Here is a 21,468-nt window from a genome sequence, read left to right as displayed (position 1 = left end):
AGGTAAATATATGAAAAATCATAAGTTAAATAAAAAAGCAATAATGATGTTATTAGTAGTATGCATTGCTGCCGTTGCGGTTTTGGCAGGTTGTGGAGAAAGCAGAAAAAGTGCAACTACAGGTACAAGAATTTATTATGTTGATTTGGATAAAAAGAAACTTGTTAATGAAAGGGTTACATTAACTCAAAAGGATACTGCTAAGCTGACGGAGGAATGTCTTGAAAAATTAACCCAAAATGGTAAGCAGGATGGGGAAGCTGCGGCAGTACCTGAAAAGGTTAAAATTAACGGATACGATATTACTGACAGAATTGCCACAATTAATTTTTCAGAAGAATATTCCATGTTGGCTGCTGACAGGGAGGTATTGTGCCGCTCAGCAATGGTACTTACATTAACACAGATAAAAGGTATAGATTATGTGGCATTTACCGTAAATGATGCACCTTTAAGACAAAAGGACGGAAGTCTTGTGGGCACAATGAAGGCCTCAGATTTCGTGGCGGATTTAGGGGGTGGAACCAATACTCATGCCACAGCGGATTTTGTTTTGTATTTTGCCAATAAAAAGGGTAATATGCTTAAGGAATATAAGCTTATGAATGCTAAGTATGGGGAAAAGTCAAAGGAACAGTTTATTGTGGAGCAGTTAATCAGAGGACCAAAGAAGAAAGGGTATGTAGCTACACTTTCTAATAAGATAAAGACGGTTAATGTTATGACTGCAAACAATATCTGTTATGTAGATTTTGACGAAAGCTTTTTAAACGAGCAAAGCACAGTGTCAGATACATTAGTTATATATTCTATAGTAAATTCTTTATCTGGACTAAATGAAATTCACAAAGTCCAGATAAGTATCAACGGTGATGCAATGTTAGAATATCACAATAATATATCTCTATCAGAGCCTTTTATCAGGAACCTTGATTTAATTGAAAGCGAAGAAGATACTACTAAATTAAAGTTAGATAATTAATAGGAGACAGTTATGAAAAGACCGATTTTTGTGTTGTTATTGGTCTTTGTACTTGGAGAGGTAATAGCTGTTTTAAAATTAAACATAGCCGTTTTTATACCGGTTATTTTAATAATGGTTATTATAAAAATCATTACAAAAAAGCATGCAGGTGTTTTTGTGATGATTTTTTTGTTTATTTCTTTAGGTTTTTTAAATACAAACAATAAAATGTTACAGCGGGATGTGGCATGGAAGTTAGGCAATATAGAGGGGGAAGGTCAGGGAAGTGTTGATAAAATATTAAAAACACAGTACGGCTATAATGTATATTTGAAAAATGCCTTAATTAATAATAGGGAGTGTGGAAATATTATTGCTTATTTTCAATCAGAACCTGATTTAAAAATAGGAAATAAGACATATTTAAAGGGGAAAATTCAGCAGTTTGAAGTTGCCCGTAACAAAGGAAATTTTGACAGCAAAAAGTATTATTTATCCATTGGAATTACAACCAAAATAGCAGTAAAAGAGTATTATGTGTCAGATGATAATTACGATTTCTTAAGAGATAAGCTTTGTACGTTAAGGGAATATGTTGTAGGGATGTTTTCAAAATTATGTGATACTAATGGGAAAGGTAAGTGGTTGTATGGTAATAAGGCAGGAATTTTTTCTGCAATTCTTATGGGAGATAAGACAGAACTGGATCAGGAAATAAAGGATTTGTATTCTTTATCGGGAATAGCCCATATTTTGGCAATTAGTGGTTTGCACATAGGCTTAATTGGTATGTTTTTATATAGCCTGCTTCGAAAAAGATTTTCCTTTGCAACGTCTTCTGCCCTGACCATAGCAGTTGTTACATTATTTGCCATAACATCAGGCATGGGAATTGCCACCATAAGAGCATTCGTGATGTTTGTTTTAAAACTAATAGGAGAAATTTTAGGAAGAAAGTATGATTACATTACAGCCATATCCTTATCGGCACTTATTCTGTTAGCAGATAATCCCTTTATAATTATTAATTCAGGCTTTCAAATGTCTTTTTGTGCCATGATTACCATAACCATAATCTGGCCTAAAGTGGTTTATTTAATAAACATCAAATCCAAAATAGCCTACAGTATTGTTCTTAGTTTGTGCATAGGAATATTTATGAATCCTGTAATTGCATATAATTATTTCCAGTTGCCGACATATTCGTTTATGTTAAACATTATCGTGGTTCCACTGTTGGGAATAGTGGTAATATCGGCGATAGCAGGAAGCGGTATGGGATTTCTTAGTATTTTAATAGGAAAAACTGCCTTGACACCGGGGTGTCTTATATTAGAAGTTTATACTTTTCTATGTGAAAATGTTCTTAAAATACCGGGAGCGGTGATTGTGGTGGGGAAACCGACAATAAAGATCATAGTGTTATATTACATGGTGATTGTATTTTTCCTGTTTTGTTTTACACTGGTAAGAAAGAATTACGAAAAAGACTGCAATATAAAAGAGATGATTGATGAAAATGGTAAGAAAGTCATAAGCAGTCAGATAATTTTGAAAAAACAGAGAAAATTCGATTTTAAAATACGTCTGGCTGTTGTGGGAATAAGTATTTTATCAGGATTTTTTATTTATTATACACCATCAAAAGGACTTGATATTCAGTTTATGGATGTGGGACAGGGAGACGGAATTTTTATAAAGGCAGATGATGGTACCACCATAACAATAGATGGAGGAAGCAGTGATGTAAAAAATGTGGCTAAATACAGAATGATTCCCTGCATAAAGGCATCAGGTACAGGGGGTATTGATTATGCCGTTATAACTCATGCCGATAAGGATCATATAAGTGGAATAGAAGAAATTCTAAATATGAATACTGAAAACGGTCTGACAATCAGAAATCTGGTAATGCCCCATGTTTCCTATGAGGATGAAGCATATGATGAATTACTTACAGCAGCAAAAACAAAAGGAATACAGGTGTTATACATAAAAGAGGGAGACACTATGAAATTGGGCAAAGTGGAAATTAAATGTATTCATCCTGATGGGAAATATATATCTGATAACAGAAATGATTATTCAACAGTTTTAAGCTTGAAATATGAAAACTTTTCGGCGTTGTTTACCGGGGATATCCCGGCAGAAATAGAAAAAAGCATTATAAATAAAATAGATAATAACTATACAATTCTTAAGGTGGCACATCACGGCTCAAAATATTCTTCGGATATGGAATTTTTAAAAAAAGTGATGCCGGCGTATTCTGTTATATCTGTAGGGGAAGATAACAGTTACGGACATCCGGGGACTGAAACCATAAATAAGCTTAAAAGTTTAAATTCAAAGATTTTACGGACGGATTTATCCGGTGAGATAGAGATTTTTTCTAAGGAAAATAATATGGAAATTGACGTTATGAAGAATTAAAGGTAAGATATTACATAGTTTAATAAAAAATGGCAGAGGTAAGAAGTGAAAACATTAGCACAGGATATTAAAAGTGGAAATTTCAAAAATGCATATTTAATTTGCGGAGAAGAGGAATACCTTAAGCTTAACTACAAAAATCAGCTTATTAAGGCAATAGCAGGGGAAGATACAATGAATTTAGCCCTGTATGAGGGAAAAAACATTGACATAAATGAAGTTATTGATAATGCTGAAACATTTCCTTTTTTTGCAAAGTACAGACTTATTGTATTAGAGCAGTCAGGTTTGTTTAAAACCGGTGGAGAACAGTTGGCTGAGTATATGGATAAAATTCCTGAAACTACCATTTTTCTCTTTGTGGAGCAGGACGTGGACAAGCGCAGCAAAATGTATAAGGCAGTAAAGAAAAACGGATATATATGCGAAATAAACCGCCAGAGCGAAAAGGATATCGAAGTGTGGGCTGCCAAAATTTTTGACTACAATGGAAAGAAGATAACAAAGGCTGACATGGCGTATTTTATTGCTAATGTGGGAACAGATATGGAAATTTTGTCACAGGAAATTGAAAAACTTATAAGTTATGCCTACGACAAAAATGTTATTAATAAAAATGATATTGATGCAGTGTGCATTAAGCAGTTAAATGTGAGAATTTTTGATATGATAGATGCCATATCCGTAAAAAATCAGCAAAAAACATTAGACTGTTATTATGAACTTATAGCAGAAAAAGAGCCACCTATGAGAATACTGTTTATGATAAGCAGACAGTTTAATCTTATTCTTCAGGCAAAGGATTTATCTGCCAGAGGTATGAGTAAAGAGCAAATAGCAGGAGCTATGGGTGTTCAGGGATTTATAGCATCTAAGAGCATTTCCCAAAGCAGAAACTTTACGGTTTCGGAGCTTAAGGCAGGGCTGGCAGAAAGTATAAGTACGGAAGAATTAATAAAATCAGGACGCATGGATGAAAATATAGGGGTGGAAATGCTTTTAGTTAAGTACAGCAGAAAAAGCAGATAGTAAATAAAAGAAAAAAATAAGAGACCGTTGTTTCAACACAAGTGAAAAAACAACAGCCTCTTATTTTTGTTGCAATTAATTATGCAATAGTGTTAACTAATTTTGTTAATCTTGAAACTTTTCTGGCAACATTGTTCTTGTGGAAAATTCCCTTTGAACCAGCCATTTCAATAAGCTTTGTAGCTGCGATTAATGCTTCGTTAGCTGCAGCCTTGTCGTTTGCTTCAACAGCAGCTTCAACTTTCTTAACAGCAGTCTTAACAGCTGACTTAACTGATTTGTTTCTTTCGTACTTTGTCTGATTAACTAAAATCCTTTTCTTTGCTGACTTAATATTAGCCATTTTTAATACCTCCGCTTATTAACGTTTAAGATTTCCGTTGAGAGAGATTGGAAATCCTGTTATATATCTGCGCCACTGGAAATGCGGACGTCGACGCAGACATCAAGGATTATTTTAGTAAAAGAAAAATAATATGTCAATAGTATTATTGAAAAATAATTAATAAAACATTAAAAGATGCTTAAACTAATTATAGGTATTAAATTAGTAGGAGAAGAAAATGTCTTTTTTGGAAAATAACAATATATATACAGATTTAGCCCTGGAAGAGAGGGAAAGATTTAAGGAAAATGTTGAAATTGAAGGTGTAAAAATAAATAAAAAATATGATGAAAGCATGCATATGACTACTACGGTAGTGGATATATTTAACGAAAAGGGTGCTGGTGAAATGGGTAAGCCTGAGGGATGTTACGTTACAATGGAAACTAAACTGTTAAAGGATAATGATGAAGATTTCAGAAAGAAAATTGCTGAAGAATTAACTGACAACCTCGTAACAATTATGGAAAAACAGAGACCTGAAAGTGTATTGATTGTGGGGCTGGGAAACCTTTATGCCACTCCTGATGCATTAGGGCCTAAAACCGTGGAAAAAATAGAAAGCGGAAAGGGAGTATATTGTGTTTCTCCGGGGGTACTTTCCCAAACGGGAATGGAAACATTTTCCATAATTAAGGGGATTATAAATGAAGTAAATCCTGATTTAGTTATTGCTATTGACTCATTAGCTGCCCGTAATGTAAGGAGAATAACTACAACCATACAGATTACTGATACGGGAATTACTCCGGGGTCAGGTATAGGTAACCATAGGAAAGGAATAAATCAGGAGTCATTAAACCGAAAGGTTATAGCCATTGGCGTTCCCATGGTAGTAAGCGGTGCTACCATTGTTAATGACACTATGGAAAATTTAATTAAAATTCTATCTTCAGTTAAAAATAATTCCGTGGTAAAACTTTTTAAAGATTATACAGAGCAGGAGAAATACCAGCTGTTTGAAGAACTTTTGTCAGAGGAAACAGAGCAGATGTTTGTAACACCAAAGGATGTGGATGAAATTGTGGAAAATCTAAGCACAACCATTGCTCATGGACTTAATAAATATTGCAGGGAATTATTTAATTAAGTTCTAAGGGTAAAACCTGTGGCATATACTATATCAGTGGGACAAAGTGGGGTGAGTATGTGCAAAAAGGATTATATTTAAACAAAAACAGAATAAATATTTCAGAAAAGCTGTTTTCGATTTCAGTGAAAATCATAATCGTATTATTGTGCATATATATAACCATCAGGTGTATTAATATGATTTCAGAAAACAAGGCAGGAGAAGTTACAGGGAAAGCCATAAATCATGCATCATCTGTAATTGCAAGGGAAATAGTTGAAAATTCGGGGATTATGAATGAATATATGCTTTATGTGGAGAATCACGGAAATATTTCTGAAATGGCAAAGAAGGAACTGTTAAACAAAATTGTTTCTGAATATATGATGCATAGTGAATATACTTATGATACAACTGATCCGGGGTATGACCAGGTGATTAATCTTATATATGAAAATGCAAATTATGCAGAAAAAAAGGAACAGCCTACAGAAAAAGAGACAAAACCTAAAAAGAAAAAGGCAGTTGCGGCATCAGCAAATGTGATTGTTCCTACACCAAAAATTACAGGAAGATTATATAATGCTCAAAACATAGGTAGCTTTAAAGATGTTATGGACAGATTTTATATTGTGACAGAGGCAACAAGCCTTTATTCTGGGGACATACCCATAAAATCTGCTTTAAACGAGAATTTTAAAATAAAAGGGAATAATACAAAACCTCAAATATTGATTTATCATACCCATTCCCAGGAAGAATTTGCTGACAGTAGCGACGATGTATCAACCACCATAATAGGAGTAGGAGACAGATTAGCCAAAATACTTAAAAGTCAGTTTGGGTATAATGTAATTCATGACACTACTAAATATGACATAGTAAATGGAAAGTTAGACAGAAGTGAAGCATATGATCAGGCAAGAGTAGGGGTTAAAAAGATTTTGGAAAAAAATCCTTCCATCAGCCTTGTGCTTGACATACATCGTGACGGCATAAATGAAAACACCAGATTAGTTACAGAGGTTAATGGGAAAAAGACTGCACAGATAATGTTTTTTAATGGTATGTCCAGATTTAAAAATTCAGGAAATATTGATTATTTGTATAATCCTTATTTATATGAAAATCTTGCGCTGGTTTTACAGATGAAGGTGAATGCAGAGGCTTATTATCCGGGATTTACAAGAAGAAATTACGTGAATGCTTATAAATATAATCTTGATTTGTGCAGGCAGTGCATGTTAATAGAGGTGGGAGCCCAGACTAATACATATGAGGAAGCGCAAAATGCGGCAGAGCCCTTAGCAATGCTTATAAATCTTACAATGGGTAAAAATAAACAAGGTGCTTCTAAGTAAGGAAAATCCTAAAACTTCAGCACCTTGTTTTATATAATTATTTTCTTCCTGTTGAACCAAATCCATCAGCACCTCTTACAGTATCTGAAAGTTCATTTACTTCATTGAAATTAACTTTCAAAAATGGAGTAACTACTATCTGGGCAATTCTGTCACCGGGCTCCACTGTGCGGGATTCCTGAGAGTGATTGTATAAGGCAACGGTGATTTCTCCACGGTAATCCGCATCGACTACACCAACTTTATTAGCGGGAGCTAATCCCATTTTGCAGGAAAGACCGCTTCTTGCATAAACAAGACCGGCATAGCCTTCAGGTATTTCCATGGCAAGACCTGTTCCAATAAAACTTGTTTCACCGGGATTGATGGTAATAGGTTCATCAAGGCAGGCGTAAAGGTCGGCACCTGCTGCGTAGTCTGAACCATAAGTAGGAACAATGGCTTTTTCATTTAGTTTTTTTATGTTTAACTGCATTTTTAATCTCCTTAAAATTTTTATATTTTTTTCTCCCACAAACATATTCTGCCGGAAGAAAGAGTTTCCGGCAACTTAATAAGACGCTGGTTTTCAGAACCTCTGAAAACAAGATTAAGGTTCTTTAGAGATTCTATAAAGGGACCATCTACTAAAACGTCAATATATGACATAAGTTCTTTTGTGTATGGCCATTTATCATACATATATCCCATAATGTCCCGTTCAAATTCATAACCGGTATAGCACCATATGTTTTTATCAGGGTAAGTTTCTTTAATTTTTTTTGCCAGAAGAAGAAGGTCATGTTGATTCTCCTTTGCAAATGGCTCTCCACCTAAAAAAGTAATACCTGCATAGGCGGGGAAACTTAGTTCCTTAATAATGTAATTAATGGTTTCGTTAGTAAAAGGCTTTCCATAACTGAAATCCCATGCCTGCTGGTTAAAACATCCGGGACATCTGTGAGGACAGCCACTTACAAACAGGGATAACCGGATTCCGGGACCATTTGCCACATCATAAGTTTTTATTTCTGCATAATTCATGTTAATGAACTCCTAATAGTTTTGTAAATTAAATATTGGCTTTAACAGCTTCGCTTACAACATTTGCCACATCAGGGTTAAATGCTTCAGGAAGTATATTATTTTCATTTAATTCATTATCAGGAACTAATGAAGCAATGGCTAAAGCAGCTGCAAGCTTCATTTCCTCTGTAATCTGTTTTGCTCTGCCTTCAAGGGCACCTTTAAATATTCCCGGAAAGGCTACAACGTTGTTTACCTGATTTGGAAAATCAGAACGTCCTGTTCCCACAACTTTAGCACCGGCAGCCTTAGCTACATCAGGCATGATTTCAGGTACAGGATTTGCCATGGCAAACATAATGGCATCTTTATTCATGGTTTTAACCATTTCACCGGTAACAATGTTTGGAGCGGAAACTCCTACGAAAACATCTGCACCAACTAATGCATCTTTTAACGTGCCGTTTTCTCCGGAAAGGTTTGTAACTTCAGCCATTTCCTTCTGAGCCCAGTTAAGGTCTTTAATATCCTTTGATAAAATACCGTAAAGACCGCATATTGTTAAATTCGTAAAACCATATTTAAGCAAAAGCTTTGAAATTGCAATACCGGCAGAACCGTCGCCGTTTACTACAACCTTACAATCTTCTTTTTTCTTTCCAACAACCTTAAGGGCATTAATTATACCAGCCAAAACTACAATGGCAGTACCATGCTGGTCGTCATGAAATACAGGAATATCAAGGATTTCCTTTAATTTAGTTTCTATTTCAAAACATCTTGGAGCAGATATATCTTCTAAGTTAATTCCACCAAATCCCGGGGCAATTCTTACTACAGTATCTATAATTTCCTGGGAATCCTGGGTATCTAAGCAGATAGGAACCGCATTTACCCCACCAAATTCCTTAAATAAAACAGCCTTTCCTTCCATAACAGGCATTGCAGCTTTTGCTCCGATATTTCCAAGTCCCAAAACGGCACTTCCGTCGGATACCACGGCTACAGTGTTGGCTTTCCATGTGTATTTATAAACGTCATCAGGATTTTTTGCTATTTCCATACATGGCTTTGCAACTCCCGGTGTATAAGCTAATGATAAATCTTCTCTTGTTTTTACATGGCATTTGGCTTCAGTAGTAATTTTGCCATTCCATTTTTCGTGTAATTCCAGTGCTTTTTCGTCTGTTGTCATTTTATACCTCCAAAAATTAAAAATGTCATTAAGTACGGTAAATTCATACATTAATAAAGCATATCATATTTTTAGAATTTACTCTATTATTTTTTAAAAATATGTGTTAAAATGAATTGTCTGAAAAAAGATGTCTTTGGGGTATCCCCAATATTAAATCCATTATATAGAGATTAATAAATTAAAACTAAAAACACTTATTAGGGTAATAACCCTTGAAAGGAGTCTAATGAGAGAAAAGTTAAGTTCATTGCCTGTAGTTCAGCTGAGAGAAATTGCAAAGGCTAATGGTATTAAGTCTGTTACAATAATGAGAAAACAACAGCTTATAGACAGAATTATTGAGGTTAATGAAAAAAAGGAACAGGAGACGTTAGAAAAGGAAGCAGCTAAAAAGGCTGAAACACTGGTAAAGAGTACATCTGACGAAGAAAAGAAAACGGTAGGAAGAGAACATTCATCACGAAGAAGTAAAAGTGGTGAAGTTAAAAAAAGCAGAGAACACAGATCTTCAAAAGAACATCGTAAGGTAAAAAGTAAAAACATAGAAGAAAATAATAGAGAAACAAAGATTACAAAAGAGGTTAAGGAACAGAAAAATGAATTACCTCAGGAAGATAATGATACTAAGACAGGTATTCTAGAGGTATTATCTGAGGGATATGGATTTATAAGATGCGACAATTATCTTCCGGGAGAGGCTGATGCTTATGTGGCACCATCCCAGATTAAAAAATTCAGACTTAAAACAGGAGATATGATTACAGGAAAAGTCCGTGATAAGAAAGAAAATGAAAAGTTTGGAGCGTTGTATTACTTAGAGAAGATTAATGGAGAACCTCTTGAAAATTCCATTAACAGACCAAGCTTTGAAACACTGACGCCTGTTTTTCCGAATGAGAGAATACATCTTGAAACAGACGGACATAGCATTGCAATGAGAATTGTTGATATTGTAAGTCCTATAGGTAAAGGCCAGCGTGGTATGATTGTTTCGCCACCTAAGGCAGGAAAAACAACATTATTAAAGGAAACAGCTAAGGCAATACAGCAGAACAATCCTGAAATGCATATGATTATTCTTCTTATTGATGAAAGACCGGAAGAAGTAACAGATATTAAGGAAGCAATACAGGGTGAAAATGTTGAAGTAATTTATTCTACATTTGATGAATTGCCGGATCATCATAAGAGAGTTTCTGAAATGGTTATAGAGAGAGCAAAAAGACTTGTTGAACACGGAAGAGATGTAATTATTCTCCTTGACAGTATTACAAGACTTGCAAGAGCATATAACATGACTGTTCCACCAAGTGGAAGAACTCTTTCCGGTGGCCTTGATCCTGCAGCTCTTCACATGCCAAAGAGATTTTTTGGTGCCGCAAGAAATATGCGTGAAGGCGGAAGTCTTACAATACTTGCCACAGCGTTGGTTGATACGGGAAGTAAGATGGATGATGTTGTATACGAGGAATTTAAGGGAACAGGTAATATGGAACTTGTTTTAGACCGCAAATTATCTGAAAAGAGAATTTTCCCTGCTATAGATATTACGAAGTCCGGAACAAGAAGAGAGGACTTACTTTTAGATTCCGATGAACTTGGAGCATCATATATAATTAGAAAAGAAACCAACGGCATGCGAAAAGAAGATGCTGTTGAACAGATACTTAACCTGTTTGCAAGGACAAGTGACAACAAAGAATTCGTTCAAAAAATAGGAAGATTAAAGATAACATACACTAACAATAATGGTGTTGGATATAATAACAACCATAATAACAGAGATAACTACAATAATCGTTAAAAAAGGGTTGCTATTATGTTATCACTATGATATAATGTCTAGGCTATTGAGTAAAAACGGATTGGCGTTGCCAATTAGCATAAAAATAAAAAAGAGGTGAATGTAATGAGAAAAGGAATCCATCCAGATTACCAGGAAGCAACCGTTACATGTAACTGTGGTAACACATTCGTAACAGGTTCAACTAAAAAAGAACTCCATGTTGAAATTTGCTCAGCATGTCATCCTTTCTACACAGGACAGCAGAAAGCTGTTTCAGCCCGTGGTAGAATTGATAAGTTCAACAAAAAATATGGTATCAAATAATTTTAAGGATAACAGGTTGAGAAGTGATTCTCAACCTATTTTCTTATGTATATATACAGGTGACTAATATGAGTGAGAATAATAAACTTGGTTCATCAGGAATTGGCGGTCAGGCAGTTTTAGAAGGCATAATGATGAGAAATAAAGATGATTATGCCGTTGCCGTAAGAAAGTCAGATGGAACCATTGAAGTAGAAGTGGAAAAGTATAAGGGAATAACAAAGGGTAATAAAATACTGTTCCTTCCGTTTATAAGGGGAGTCTTTAATTTTATTGATTCAATGATTTTAGGAATAAAAACATTAACATTATCTGCAAGCTTTTTTGATGATGAAGGAGAAGAAGAACCGGATAAATTTGAGGAATGGCTTCTTAGAAAATTTGGAGATAAGGCAGAAAAAATAATAATGAGATTTACAGTGGCTTTATCTGTTGTAATAGCAGTGGTAATGTTTATGCTGCTACCTTTATTTATTGCTGATTTAATGGAAAAATATGTGCCGGGCATTACTCAGAGTCATGTGCCGGTTATAGAAGGTATTGCCAAAATGATAATTTTTATTGGCTATCTTTTACTTATTTCATTAATGAAGGACATACAAAGAACTTTTATGTATCATGGTGCAGAGCACAAATGTATTAACTGTATAGAAAACGGCAAGGTGCTTAATGTTGAAAATGTAAGAAGCAGCTCAAGATTTCATAAGCGTTGTGGAACAAGCTTTTTGTTAATTGTGTTAGTTATAAGTATTATTATGTTTTTACTTATCAGAACAGATACAGTATGGCTTAAATATTTAATAAGAATATTACTTATTCCGGTAATTGCAGGCATTTCCTACGAATTTATCAGAAAGGCAGGTTCTTCTAATAACCCTATAATCAGTGCTTTAAGTAAGCCGGGATTGTGGATGCAGAGAATTACAACAAAAGAGCCTGATGATGATATGATAGAAGTTGCAATAGAAGCTGTTGAGGCAGTTTTTGACTGGGAAACTTATTTAAGAGATAATGGAATTGCACTTCCGGAAGATAAAAAAGAAGAACCGATGCCGGAAAGTTACGAAGAAGTTAAGGCAGGCTCAGGGTATAATTGGAAATTTTAGACTATGGAAAAGATTTTAATTAAAGATTTAATAGCTAAAGCTTCTGAAAAGTTAAAAAAGGCAGAAGTGACAGACTATGTTATAGACAGCAGACTTCTGGCAGAATATGTTTTTCATATAGATTATTACAAACTTTTGGTACATCCTGACATGGAAACAGATGTGAAAAATGCACAGATATACAATCAGCTGATAGAAAAAAGAGCTGCGCATATACCTCTTCAACATCTTACAGGAAATCAGGAGTTTATGGGAATTAATTTTAAAGTCAACGAAAATGTTCTCATACCAAGGCAGGACACTGAAATATTAGTGGAAGAGGTTATTAAATATATTAATAGTCAGGAACGTAAAGTAAAGGTTCTTGATATGTGTACCGGTTCAGGATGTATAGCCATATCAATAGATAAATTATGTGATAATGCACAGGTTGTTGGAGCAGATATTTCAAAGAAGGCCTTGGAGATTGCTGAAATTAACAATAAAGAAAATAGTGCCGGGGTTGATTTTATAGAATCTGATTTGTTTGAAAATATAAGGGAATGTTTTGATGTAATAGTGTCAAACCCTCCATATATAGAATCAAAAAAAATAGAAAAGCTGATGCCTGAGGTTAGAGACTTTGAACCCCGCATTGCGCTGGACGGAACAAAAGATGGACTTGAATTTTATAGGAACATATGTAACAATTTAAGTCGGTATTTAAAAGAACAGGGAGCAGTTTTCTTTGAAATAGGCTATAATCAGGGAAGCTCTATTTCTAAAATATTAAATGAACAGGGATTTGAAAAAGTAAAAGTTATAAAAGATTATTCGCAAAATGACAGGGTTGTTTTTGCACTTAGATAATTTGGTTGTGAGAAAGTAGGTAAAAAAATGTTTGAAAAGTTAGATGGAATATTAGAAAGATATGACGAGATTATGGAGCAGTTAAATGATCCTAATGTTGTAAGTGACCAGAGTAATTTCAGAAAACTTATGAAGGAACAAAGTGATTTAGCTCCTATTGTGGAATTATACAGAAAATATAAGGAAGCACAGGAGACCATTCAGGATAGTCTTGCCATTTTAGATGAAGAAAGCGACGAGGAAATGAGAGAATTGGCAAAGGAAGAAATGAACGAAGCCAAAGCTTCAATTCCTGAAATGGAAGAACAGTTAAAGATTCTTCTTTTACCAAAGGATGAGAACGATGACAAAAACGTCGTAGTTGAAATAAGAGGTGGTGCCGGCGGAGACGAGGCAGCCCTGTTTGCAGCTGAACTTTACAGAATGTACTGTATGTATGCGGAAACCCAGAAATGGAAGACAGAATTAATATCAGTTAATGAAAACGGACTTGGCGGATTTAAGGAAGTTGTGTTTATGGTAAACGGTCAGGGTGCATATTCAAGACTTAAATACGAAAGTGGTGTACATCGTGTACAGCGTATTCCTGTAACAGAGTCCGGTGGACGTATCCATACTTCAACAGCTACAGTTGCAGTAATGCCGGAAGCAGAAGAAGTAGACGTGGAAATAGATATGAATGACTGCCGTTTTGATGTGTTTAGAGCATCAGGTAACGGTGGACAGTGTGTAAATACAACGGATTCAGCTGTAAGACTTACTCATATTCCTACAGGCATTGTTATTTCATGTCAAGATGAAAAGTCACAGCTTAAAAATAAGGATAAGGCATTAAAGGTATTAAGAGCAAGACTTTATGAATTAGAGTGCCAGAAAAAGCAGGATGCAGAATCAGAAGCGAGAAGAAGTCAGATAGGTACAGGAGACCGTTCTGAAAAAATCAGAACATATAACTTCCCACAGGGACGAGTAACCGATCACAGAATAAAATATACATCTCATAGATTAGAAAACATTATGAATGGTGATATTGATGAGATAATTAATCAGTGTATAGCTGCCGACCAGGCTGCAAAATTAGCAAAGGTGAATGATTAATTGTGGCACAGATACTATGCTCTACAGGAGCTTTAATAGGACGACCAAACAACAGAGACTATCGCATTCTAAGGGATGTTTGCCATAAGCTTAACTGCGATGGATTTGAATTTATGATGTATTCTACATGGTATGGCTTAGAGGGAGATATTTTGAAATTCCTTTTGGAATTAAATATAAATATTCCTGTTATGCATTGCGAAAAACATATAGGAGAGTACATAAGCAAAGGCTCTAAGGAAGATTTGGCAGAGGCCGTAAGGCGGTTTGAAATCAACTGCAAAATGGCAAAGGCATTGTCAGTTCATAAAATGGTTGTTCATTTATGGGATGGAGTCACGTCAGATTCTAATTTTTCAAATAATCTTGAAGCTTATGGTATTCTTAGAAAAATTGCCGAAGCTTATGAGATAGATTTATTAATTGAAAATGTCGTGTGCAATCATGAAAATCCAATGAAACACTGGATGGAACTGTTAAATCGGTATCCAGATATTCACTTTATATATGATACTAAAATGGCGGCTTTTCATTGTCAGGAAACTCTCTTATATGATGATAAATATGACATATTGTGGAAAGAAAAACATATAAGACACTATCATGTTAATGATTATGGTGGTGGATATATGGAGTGGAGCAGATTAAAAACACTTCCACCGGGAAAAGGGCACTTTGACTTTGATAAATTTTTTGATTATATAAGGAAAAACGGGTATAAAGATACCTTTACTGTAGAAGCTACGGCTTTTGGCAACGATGGGAAAATAGATATAAATATGTTAAATAAATGTTTTGAAAAAATCCGACGGTATATTGGTTAGAAAATATACTGTGGGATTTCATTTTGTTATATTAGGTAGTTGTATGATTGTGGATTTTTTGGTACAATTAAACATAATTGTGGCATTAAGGAGGAATACAATTATGACAGGCATTACAGATATTCACAGCCACATCCTGTTTCAGGTTGACGATGGTTCACCATCCCTTAAAACATCAATAGATATTTTGAAGAAAGAGTATAGTCAGGGTGTAAGAAATGTAATATGTACACCACATTACCATGCCGGAGAATGTATGCCGGAGGGACAGTTAATAGAAGATAATTTTCAGGTATTAAAAAAAGAGGCGAAAGAAATAATTCCTGAAATGAATCTTTTTTTAGGCAATGAAATTATGGCATGTAATGATATGGCACAGATGCTTTCAAGTGGTGAATTATTCACATTGGCTCAGACAAATTATGTTTTGGTAGAATTTTATCCTACAGTAATTTTTTCGCAAATGGAAAAATATATAAGTTCATTGCTAAACGGAGGATATATTCCGGTAATAGCTCATTGTGAGAGATATAAGTGTCTTAGGAATGCATTTAAGGGGGTAAATAATAAAAATATTAGTCACTTAATTGAAATGGGGGCATATTTGCAGGTAAATGTTACAAGTGTTTTTGGAAGTGAACATAAATTTGTATCAAAACTTATTGATAATGATTATCTGCATCTTATTGCAAGCGACGCTCATAGTTTGGGAAGACGAGGCGTTTATTGGGAAGAATGTGTGAATTATTTAGAGAAAAAGTACAATGAAGATTATCTTAACTGGATTTTAGTTGAAAATCCATCAAAGATATTGAAGGGTGAGTACATATAATTTTGAAAGGAACTGGTAGATAAATGGACAACAGAATGGAAAACGGATTTGGCAATAAAGTAGACGGTCAGCCGGGATATAATACGTTTTATCCAAATGGAATAGAAAGTGATGAAATGAAAAATGAAATTGAGATTGACGTTAGAAGTTTGTTTGCAACAATTTTAAATAAGCTTTTTGTTATTATCTTAATAGGAATTTTAGTAGGTGGGGTGGCGTTTGTATACACTAAATTTTTTATTAGCCCACAGTATGTTGCCACAACCAAGGTTTATATATTAAGTAAGCAGGATCCGAATCAGAAGACGCTTACAACATCGGATATCGCTTTTGCATCTTATCTTGCAAAGGATTATGAGACCCTTCTTACAACCCGACCGGTTTTACAGGAGGTAAAAAAAGAACTTAATTTAGATATGTCAACGGATGCATTGGAAAAAATGATTACCGTAAATGTAGAAACAGATACACGAATTATGGAAATTTCAGTTACCAACACAGACCCTAAGTTAGCAAAAAAGATTGCTGATAAGGTAAGAGAGGTGGCAAATGAAAGATTAAAGGTAATTATGGATGGCCTTGAACCGGTACGATCTGTAGATGAGGCGGAACTCCCTACAACACCGGCATCACCTAATGTTAAGAGAAATACCATGATGGGATTTATTGCAGGTTTTGGAATTTCACTTCTTGTAGTTATTATTTTATTTATATTAGATGATACCATTAAGACACCGGATGATATTGAAAAACGTTTAGGAGTAAGCGTTTTAGCAGCTATTCCTTTAAAGAGTGAGGAAAGCAGCAGAAGGTCATCTTACGGATATGGATATGGCAGCAGTGCACCGAAGGACAAAAAGAAAAAAGAGAAAAAGTCAGATAAGGTAGCAGCTAAAAACAAAGACTTAGTTCAGGATAAGAACCAGGGAAAGGAGTAAGGGAATGTTAAATATTAATCTTGATAAAATAACGGATTTAGACTTTAAAACTAAGGAAGCATATAAAACCTTAAGAACTAATGTACAGTTCTGTGGAAATGATGTTAAAATAATTTCTCTTACCAGCTGTGTTCCTAATGAAGGAAAGTCAATGGTGTCTTTCAACCTTGCCATTTCCATGGCAGAAACAGGAAAGAAAGTTTTGTTTATAGATGCTGATTTAAGAAAATCAGTGTTAATCGGAAGGTACAAAATAAACAAGGCAATTAAAGGACTTACTCAGTATCTTTCAGGTGTAGAGCAGTTAGATGATGTAAGATACAGTACTAACGTAAAAAACATGGATTTGATTTTGTCAGGTCCTGTTCCACCAAATCCTGCGGAGCTTTTAAATAACGAAAAGTTTACGGAATTGCTGGAAACAGCAAGAAAGGAATATGATTACGTTATTATTGATACACCACCAATTGGTCAGGTTATAGACCCTGCCATTGTTGCACAGCAGACAGATGGAGTTATTTTCCTTATTTCACAGGCAAATATCAGTTACAAATATGCCCAGAAACAAATTGAGCAAATGAGAAAATCCGGATGTAGAATTTTAGGAGCAGTTTTAAATAAGGTTGATCCTGAAGAAAAGGGTGGTTATTATGGTGGATACTATGGTAAATACTCAAAGAAAGGTTATGGCTATGGCTACGGTTACGGCTATGGAAATAACGGAGAATATAAATAACGGAGAATATAAATAATTATAGAATTACACCTATGGCAATTTCATAGGTGTAATTTATTAAAGGAAGATATATGGAGTTTATTAAGGACAGATATGAGATTGCAGGGTTGAAGGTTTTGCTGGTAACATACTATGAAAGAACCAGGCAACAGGCGCTTCCGTATATAGCAAGACATATGTGGAAGGAAGAGGAAGCGGATGCAGTCATTGATTTGGATAATGAATTTTATGAAAAAATGCAGGAAGAGAATATGCAAGGATGTAGTTTAGAAAGCATTGAATATATATATACAGGTACTATATTTAACAGGCTTCTAATAAATCACCATGGTTGTATGCTGCATTCTTCAGCAGTAGTTGTAGATGGATATGCATATTTGTTTTCAGCAGACAGTGGTACGGGAAAATCAACTCACACAGGTCTGTGGCTTGAGCATTTTAAGGAAAAGGCATTTATCATAAATGATGATAAACCTGTTTTAAGGTTAGAAAATGGACAGTGGTTTGTTTACGGAACTCCGTGGAGTGGAAAAACAGACTTAAATATTAATGTAAAGGCAAAACTTGGAGCCATTGTTTTTTTGGAAAGGGCAAAAGAGAACCATATAACTCCGATAGAGGTTAAGGAGGCTATCCCATTGTTTTTTAATCAGACGGTAAGAAGGCTTAAAAGGGAAGAAAAAATGGATTTAGTCTTACAATATATGGAAGAAATTTTAACATCAACCCCAATATACAAAATGGGATGTAACATAAGTGATGATGCTGTGATTACGGCATACGAAAAAATTAGGAGAGTGTAATGAAGATTAGAGAAGGTTTTTTACTTAGAAATGTTGCAGGGAATAATGTGGTTGTTCCAATCGGTCAGGCAACACTGGATTTTAACGGAATGATGAGTTTAAATGAAACAGGAGCATTTATTTTTTCTAAGATGTTAGATGGAACTACTAAGGAACAGCTAATAGAGGATTTAATTAGTGAGTATGAGGTGGAATGGGAAATAGCCCAAAAGGATGTGGATGACTTTATTAAGAAGGTAGAAGGAGAGGGTTTACTTGAATAAGGTTGTGTCAATAGAAGATATAGTTCCCCTTATAAAAGAACAGCTAAATTATAATGGAACAGTAAGATTTACCCCTAAAGGAAACAGTATGCTTCCTACCTTAAGAAACAATAAGGATAGTGTCACCCTGAAAAGTCCCTTGTTCCCATTAAAAAAATATGACATTGCATTTTATGTAAGGGATAACGGGCAGTATGTATTACATAGAATTGTTGATATACCAAAAGACGGAACCTACACAATGCGTGGTGATAATCAGTTTGTCAACGAAAAAGGTATCACTCAGGAACAGATAATTGGAATTGTGGAACACTTTTCAAGAAAAGGTAAGGAATATAGTGGAACTGAAATGTCATATAAGCTTTATTGTATTGTGTGGTGTAAAACAGTTAAAATAAGAAAGTGGCTTAGAAAATTAAGACATATTGCAGGAAAAATAAAAAGAAAACTTCTAGGAATAGTTAGATGAAAGATACAAAGAGTTTAAAATGGATAATTAAAAATGGGAAAAAAGAAATTCCTAAAATATTAATTTTAAGTGTTTCTAATATTGTATTGGCATTAGTATCTACGGCATTGGCATTGGTAAGTAAGTATGCCATAGATGCAGCCCAAAAGGCAGCAGTGTCTAAGGTACAATCTGATTTTGTTTATTACAGAAATCAGATTATTTTTTATGGAATAGTTATATTAGCAATTATTGCATTCAGACTTTTTTTGCGGATATACGCACAAAGTTTATCCATAAAAGTTCAGGCAGGAATGGAAATGCAAATGCGTTCTAAGCTGTTTGGAGAAATACTTGAAAAAAAATATAACAGCATTAATAAGTATCACAGTGGAGAATTAATGAACCGCATTACCAGTGATATAAGGATAATAACTGACGGAATAACCAATATAGTGCCAAACGTATTATATTTTATTACTCAGTTTGCAGGAGCTTTTATTGTACTGGTACTGTTTGACTGGAAATTTACCTCATTATTTATTATTGCAGGAGTGGTGATTTCCTTTATAACATTAATATTCAGGTCAAAGCTTAAGAGTCTTCACAAGGAAGTTCAGGAAACAGATGGCAGGGTAAGGTCATTTTTTCAGGAAGCAATTGAGAGTATGCTGGTGGTAAAAACCTTTGGAGTTGAAGATGAGTTTTGCCGCAAAGGTGACAAACTGCAAAGAATAAATTATGATGCAAAGATGAAAAGAAGAAAAATCAGTATCTTTGCCAATGCAGGATTTGGATTTGCCTTTAATATGGGTTATTTGTTTGCTCTTATTTGGTGCACCCTTAAAGTGTGTACCAATGCTATGACATATGGAACCCTTACTGCGGTATTACAGCTTATTTCCCAGATACAGACGCCTTTTGTAAGCATAACCAAGGTTATTCCACAATACTATGCAATTTTAGCATCGGCAGAAAGAATTATGGAAATTGAAGATATTGATGTTGAAAGAAAAAATCAGGTTAAGGTTGATGCAGATAAATTTTATTCCAAGTTTAAACTGGCTGAGTTTAAAAATATTAAATTTAATTATGGTAGGGAAAGTGTATTAGAGGATGGAAACGCAGAATTTTTAAAGGGCGAGTTTGTGGCTATAAGGGGGATTTCGGGAATAGGTAAAAGTACATTAATGAAGATGCTTTTAGGAGTTTTTAAACCTGAAAGGGGAAGTATAAGGTTATATGAAGAAAATGGAAAGTATTTAGAAGCAAGCCCGGATACCAGATGCCTGTTCTCTTATGTACCTCAGGGAAATTACCTTTTTAGCGGGACATTAAGAGAAAATATTCTGTTAATAAATCCTAACGCTACAGATAAAGAAATAAAGGAAGCTTTGGAGATTAGTGATATTTATGATTTTGTATGCAACCTTCCAAAGGGGCTTGACACTGTTATAGGAGAAAAGGGACTTGGCATTTCAGAAGGTCAGGCCCAGAGACTGGCAATAGCAAGGGCACTTCTTAGTAAGGCACCAATTCTTCTGTTAGATGAGGCTACCTCGGCACTGGATTCTAAAACAGAAAAACATGTACTTGAAAGGATTAAAGGTCTTAATAAAAAGACATGTATAATAATTACCCATAAGGTGGCGGCTCTTGAGGTGTGTGATAAGGAATTTGTAATTGACAATAAAAGACTGTTTTGTATTAACAAAAACAATGATTAACACAAAACAGCCATAAATTTAATACAATCATGATTTGGCAGCAACGGAAGCATTTTGATTAGAGACTTTTAGTTCATTCCATAAGGCATCATGGAATAACATGGCAAGCTCTTCCCAATGTTTACGTTGCTGTTTTTCATAATTTAACTGTTTCTTTAGTCCTTCAATTTCTGTAAGCAGAATTTCTGTATTTTGTAATAATTGAGATCTCTCGCTGTTATTCATATTAAAATCCCCCACATAACATAAATTTTTCTCAATATAGTAAATTATAACACTGTAGGTAA

23 protein-coding genes are annotated in these 21,468 nt (G+C 34.7%); 18 read left to right on the top strand and 5 right to left on the bottom strand.

All coding sequences use genetic code 11. The features are described from left to right. Positions 1-10 precede the first annotated feature (10 nt). Genes DWW68_RS08180 through holA form a run of 3 tightly spaced genes read left to right on the top strand, consistent with a single transcriptional unit; the run spans position 11 to position 4,426 of the window. Positions 11-982, top strand: a complete 972-nt coding sequence (locus tag DWW68_RS08180; protein ID WP_021953810.1) for a GerMN domain-containing protein — start codon at positions 11-13, stop codon at positions 980-982. A 12-nt stretch (positions 983-994) separates the two neighbouring features. Then, complete coding sequence (locus DWW68_RS08175) at positions 995-3,397, top strand: DNA internalization-related competence protein ComEC/Rec2 (RefSeq protein ID WP_118589353.1); 2,403 nt, start codon at positions 995-997, stop codon at positions 3,395-3,397. A 45-nt stretch (positions 3,398-3,442) separates the two neighbouring features. Next, entirely contained in the window at positions 3,443-4,426 is a 984-nt protein-coding gene (holA, locus tag DWW68_RS08170; RefSeq protein ID WP_021953812.1) for a DNA polymerase III subunit delta, read from the top strand. A gap of 79 nt (positions 4,427-4,505) precedes the next feature. On the opposite strand, the gene rpsT is transcribed toward holA, so the two are convergent. Beyond that, positions 4,506-4,769 carry a 30S ribosomal protein S20 gene (gene rpsT, locus DWW68_RS08165; RefSeq protein ID WP_021953813.1) on the bottom strand — a complete coding sequence of 88 codons (264 nt, stop codon included), beginning with the start codon at positions 4,767-4,769 and terminating at the stop codon, positions 4,506-4,508. Positions 4,770-4,989: 220 nt separating this feature from the next. On the opposite strand from rpsT, the gene gpr reads away from it, so the two are divergent. Both gpr and spoIIP read left to right on the top strand, forming a co-directional pair. Beyond that, complete coding sequence (gene gpr, locus DWW68_RS08160) at positions 4,990-5,901, top strand: GPR endopeptidase (protein WP_118589352.1); 912 nt, start codon at positions 4,990-4,992, stop codon at positions 5,899-5,901. 179 nt (positions 5,902-6,080) lie between these two features. Further along, positions 6,081-7,244, top strand: a complete 1,164-nt coding sequence (gene spoIIP, locus DWW68_RS08155) for a stage II sporulation protein P (RefSeq protein WP_118589351.1) — start codon at positions 6,081-6,083, stop codon at positions 7,242-7,244. Positions 7,245-7,281: 37 nt separating this feature from the next. Here spoIIP and dut read toward each other — a convergent pair whose 3' ends face one another. The 3 genes from dut to DWW68_RS08140 are packed head-to-tail and all read right to left on the bottom strand — an operon-like array spanning position 7,282 to position 9,444. Further along, complete coding sequence (gene dut / locus DWW68_RS08150) at positions 7,282-7,719, bottom strand: dUTP diphosphatase (RefSeq protein WP_021953816.1); 438 nt, start codon at positions 7,717-7,719, stop codon at positions 7,282-7,284. A 20-nt stretch (positions 7,720-7,739) separates the two neighbouring features. Next, positions 7,740-8,267: an anaerobic ribonucleoside-triphosphate reductase activating protein gene (gene nrdG, locus DWW68_RS08145; RefSeq protein ID WP_118589350.1), complete on the bottom strand. Its 528-nt coding sequence runs from the start codon at positions 8,265-8,267 to the stop codon at positions 7,740-7,742. 28 nt (positions 8,268-8,295) lie between these two features. After that, a complete protein-coding gene (locus tag DWW68_RS08140) occupies positions 8,296-9,444 on the bottom strand; it encodes an NADP-dependent malic enzyme (protein WP_118589349.1) in 1,149 nt (382 codons plus the stop codon). 229 nt (positions 9,445-9,673) lie between these two features. Between DWW68_RS08140 and rho the strand changes: the two genes are divergently transcribed. The 13 genes from rho to DWW68_RS08075 all read left to right on the top strand — a co-directional run bounded on the left by rho (position 9,674) and on the right by DWW68_RS08075 (position 21,181). Then, positions 9,674-11,251 (top strand): transcription termination factor Rho, encoded by a 1,578-nt coding sequence (gene rho / locus DWW68_RS08135; RefSeq protein ID WP_118589348.1) that lies wholly within the window; start codon positions 9,674-9,676, stop codon positions 11,249-11,251. A 105-nt stretch (positions 11,252-11,356) separates the two neighbouring features. Further along, complete coding sequence (rpmE, locus tag DWW68_RS08130; RefSeq protein ID WP_021953820.1) at positions 11,357-11,557, top strand: 50S ribosomal protein L31; 201 nt, start codon at positions 11,357-11,359, stop codon at positions 11,555-11,557. Between the two features lie 68 nt (positions 11,558-11,625). Then, on the top strand, positions 11,626-12,663 hold the full coding sequence (locus tag DWW68_RS08125) for a DUF1385 domain-containing protein (protein ID WP_118589347.1): 1,038 nt from the start codon (positions 11,626-11,628) through the stop codon (positions 12,661-12,663). Positions 12,664-12,666: 3 nt separating this feature from the next. Further along, positions 12,667-13,512, top strand: a complete 846-nt coding sequence (gene prmC, locus DWW68_RS08120; RefSeq protein ID WP_118589346.1) for a peptide chain release factor N(5)-glutamine methyltransferase — start codon at positions 12,667-12,669, stop codon at positions 13,510-13,512. 27 nt (positions 13,513-13,539) lie between these two features. After that, a complete protein-coding gene (gene prfA / locus DWW68_RS08115) occupies positions 13,540-14,610 on the top strand; it encodes a peptide chain release factor 1 (protein WP_021953823.1) in 1,071 nt (356 codons plus the stop codon). A 2-nt stretch (positions 14,611-14,612) separates the two neighbouring features. After that, positions 14,613-15,434 (top strand): TIM barrel protein, encoded by an 822-nt coding sequence (locus tag DWW68_RS08110; RefSeq protein WP_118589345.1) that lies wholly within the window; start codon positions 14,613-14,615, stop codon positions 15,432-15,434. A 103-nt stretch (positions 15,435-15,537) separates the two neighbouring features. Continuing rightward, positions 15,538-16,266 (top strand): CpsB/CapC family capsule biosynthesis tyrosine phosphatase, encoded by a 729-nt coding sequence (locus DWW68_RS08105; protein ID WP_021953825.1) that lies wholly within the window; start codon positions 15,538-15,540, stop codon positions 16,264-16,266. Between the two features lie 23 nt (positions 16,267-16,289). Then, positions 16,290-17,204 (top strand): Wzz/FepE/Etk N-terminal domain-containing protein, encoded by a 915-nt coding sequence (locus DWW68_RS08100; protein WP_118589344.1) that lies wholly within the window; start codon positions 16,290-16,292, stop codon positions 17,202-17,204. 4 nt (positions 17,205-17,208) lie between these two features. Next, positions 17,209-17,940, top strand: a complete 732-nt coding sequence (locus DWW68_RS08095) for a CpsD/CapB family tyrosine-protein kinase (protein WP_021953827.1) — start codon at positions 17,209-17,211, stop codon at positions 17,938-17,940. Between the two features lie 71 nt (positions 17,941-18,011). Then, the gene (locus DWW68_RS08090) at positions 18,012-18,743 is read left to right on the top strand and encodes a hypothetical protein (RefSeq protein ID WP_118589343.1); all 732 of its coding nucleotides are present in this window, start codon (positions 18,012-18,014) and stop codon (positions 18,741-18,743) included. Further along, positions 18,743-19,006 carry a PqqD family protein gene (locus DWW68_RS08085; RefSeq protein WP_118589342.1) on the top strand — a complete coding sequence of 88 codons (264 nt, stop codon included), beginning with the start codon at positions 18,743-18,745 and terminating at the stop codon, positions 19,004-19,006. The genes DWW68_RS08090 and DWW68_RS08085 overlap by 1 nt, the downstream gene beginning before the upstream one ends. Further along, complete coding sequence (locus DWW68_RS08080) at positions 18,999-19,475, top strand: S24/S26 family peptidase (RefSeq protein WP_021953830.1); 477 nt, start codon at positions 18,999-19,001, stop codon at positions 19,473-19,475. Before DWW68_RS08085 ends, DWW68_RS08080 begins: the two co-directional genes overlap by 8 nt. Continuing rightward, positions 19,472-21,181 carry an ABC transporter ATP-binding protein gene (locus tag DWW68_RS08075; protein ID WP_118589341.1) on the top strand — a complete coding sequence of 570 codons (1,710 nt, stop codon included), beginning with the start codon at positions 19,472-19,474 and terminating at the stop codon, positions 21,179-21,181. Before DWW68_RS08080 ends, DWW68_RS08075 begins: the two co-directional genes overlap by 4 nt. 27 nt (positions 21,182-21,208) lie before the next feature. On the opposite strand, the gene DWW68_RS08070 is transcribed toward DWW68_RS08075, so the two are convergent. Continuing rightward, on the bottom strand, positions 21,209-21,406 hold the full coding sequence (locus DWW68_RS08070) for a hypothetical protein (RefSeq protein WP_118589340.1): 198 nt from the start codon (positions 21,404-21,406) through the stop codon (positions 21,209-21,211). Positions 21,407-21,468: the final 62 nt, after the last annotated feature.

The organism is Eubacterium sp. AF16-48 (genome assembly GCF_003479405.1).
In the GTDB taxonomy this organism is placed as follows: Bacteria; Bacillota; Clostridia; order Lachnospirales; family Lachnospiraceae; genus Eubacterium_G; species Eubacterium_G segne.
Note: the sequence above shows the minus strand (reverse complement) of the source record. Positions and strands in the feature narration are given on the sequence as shown.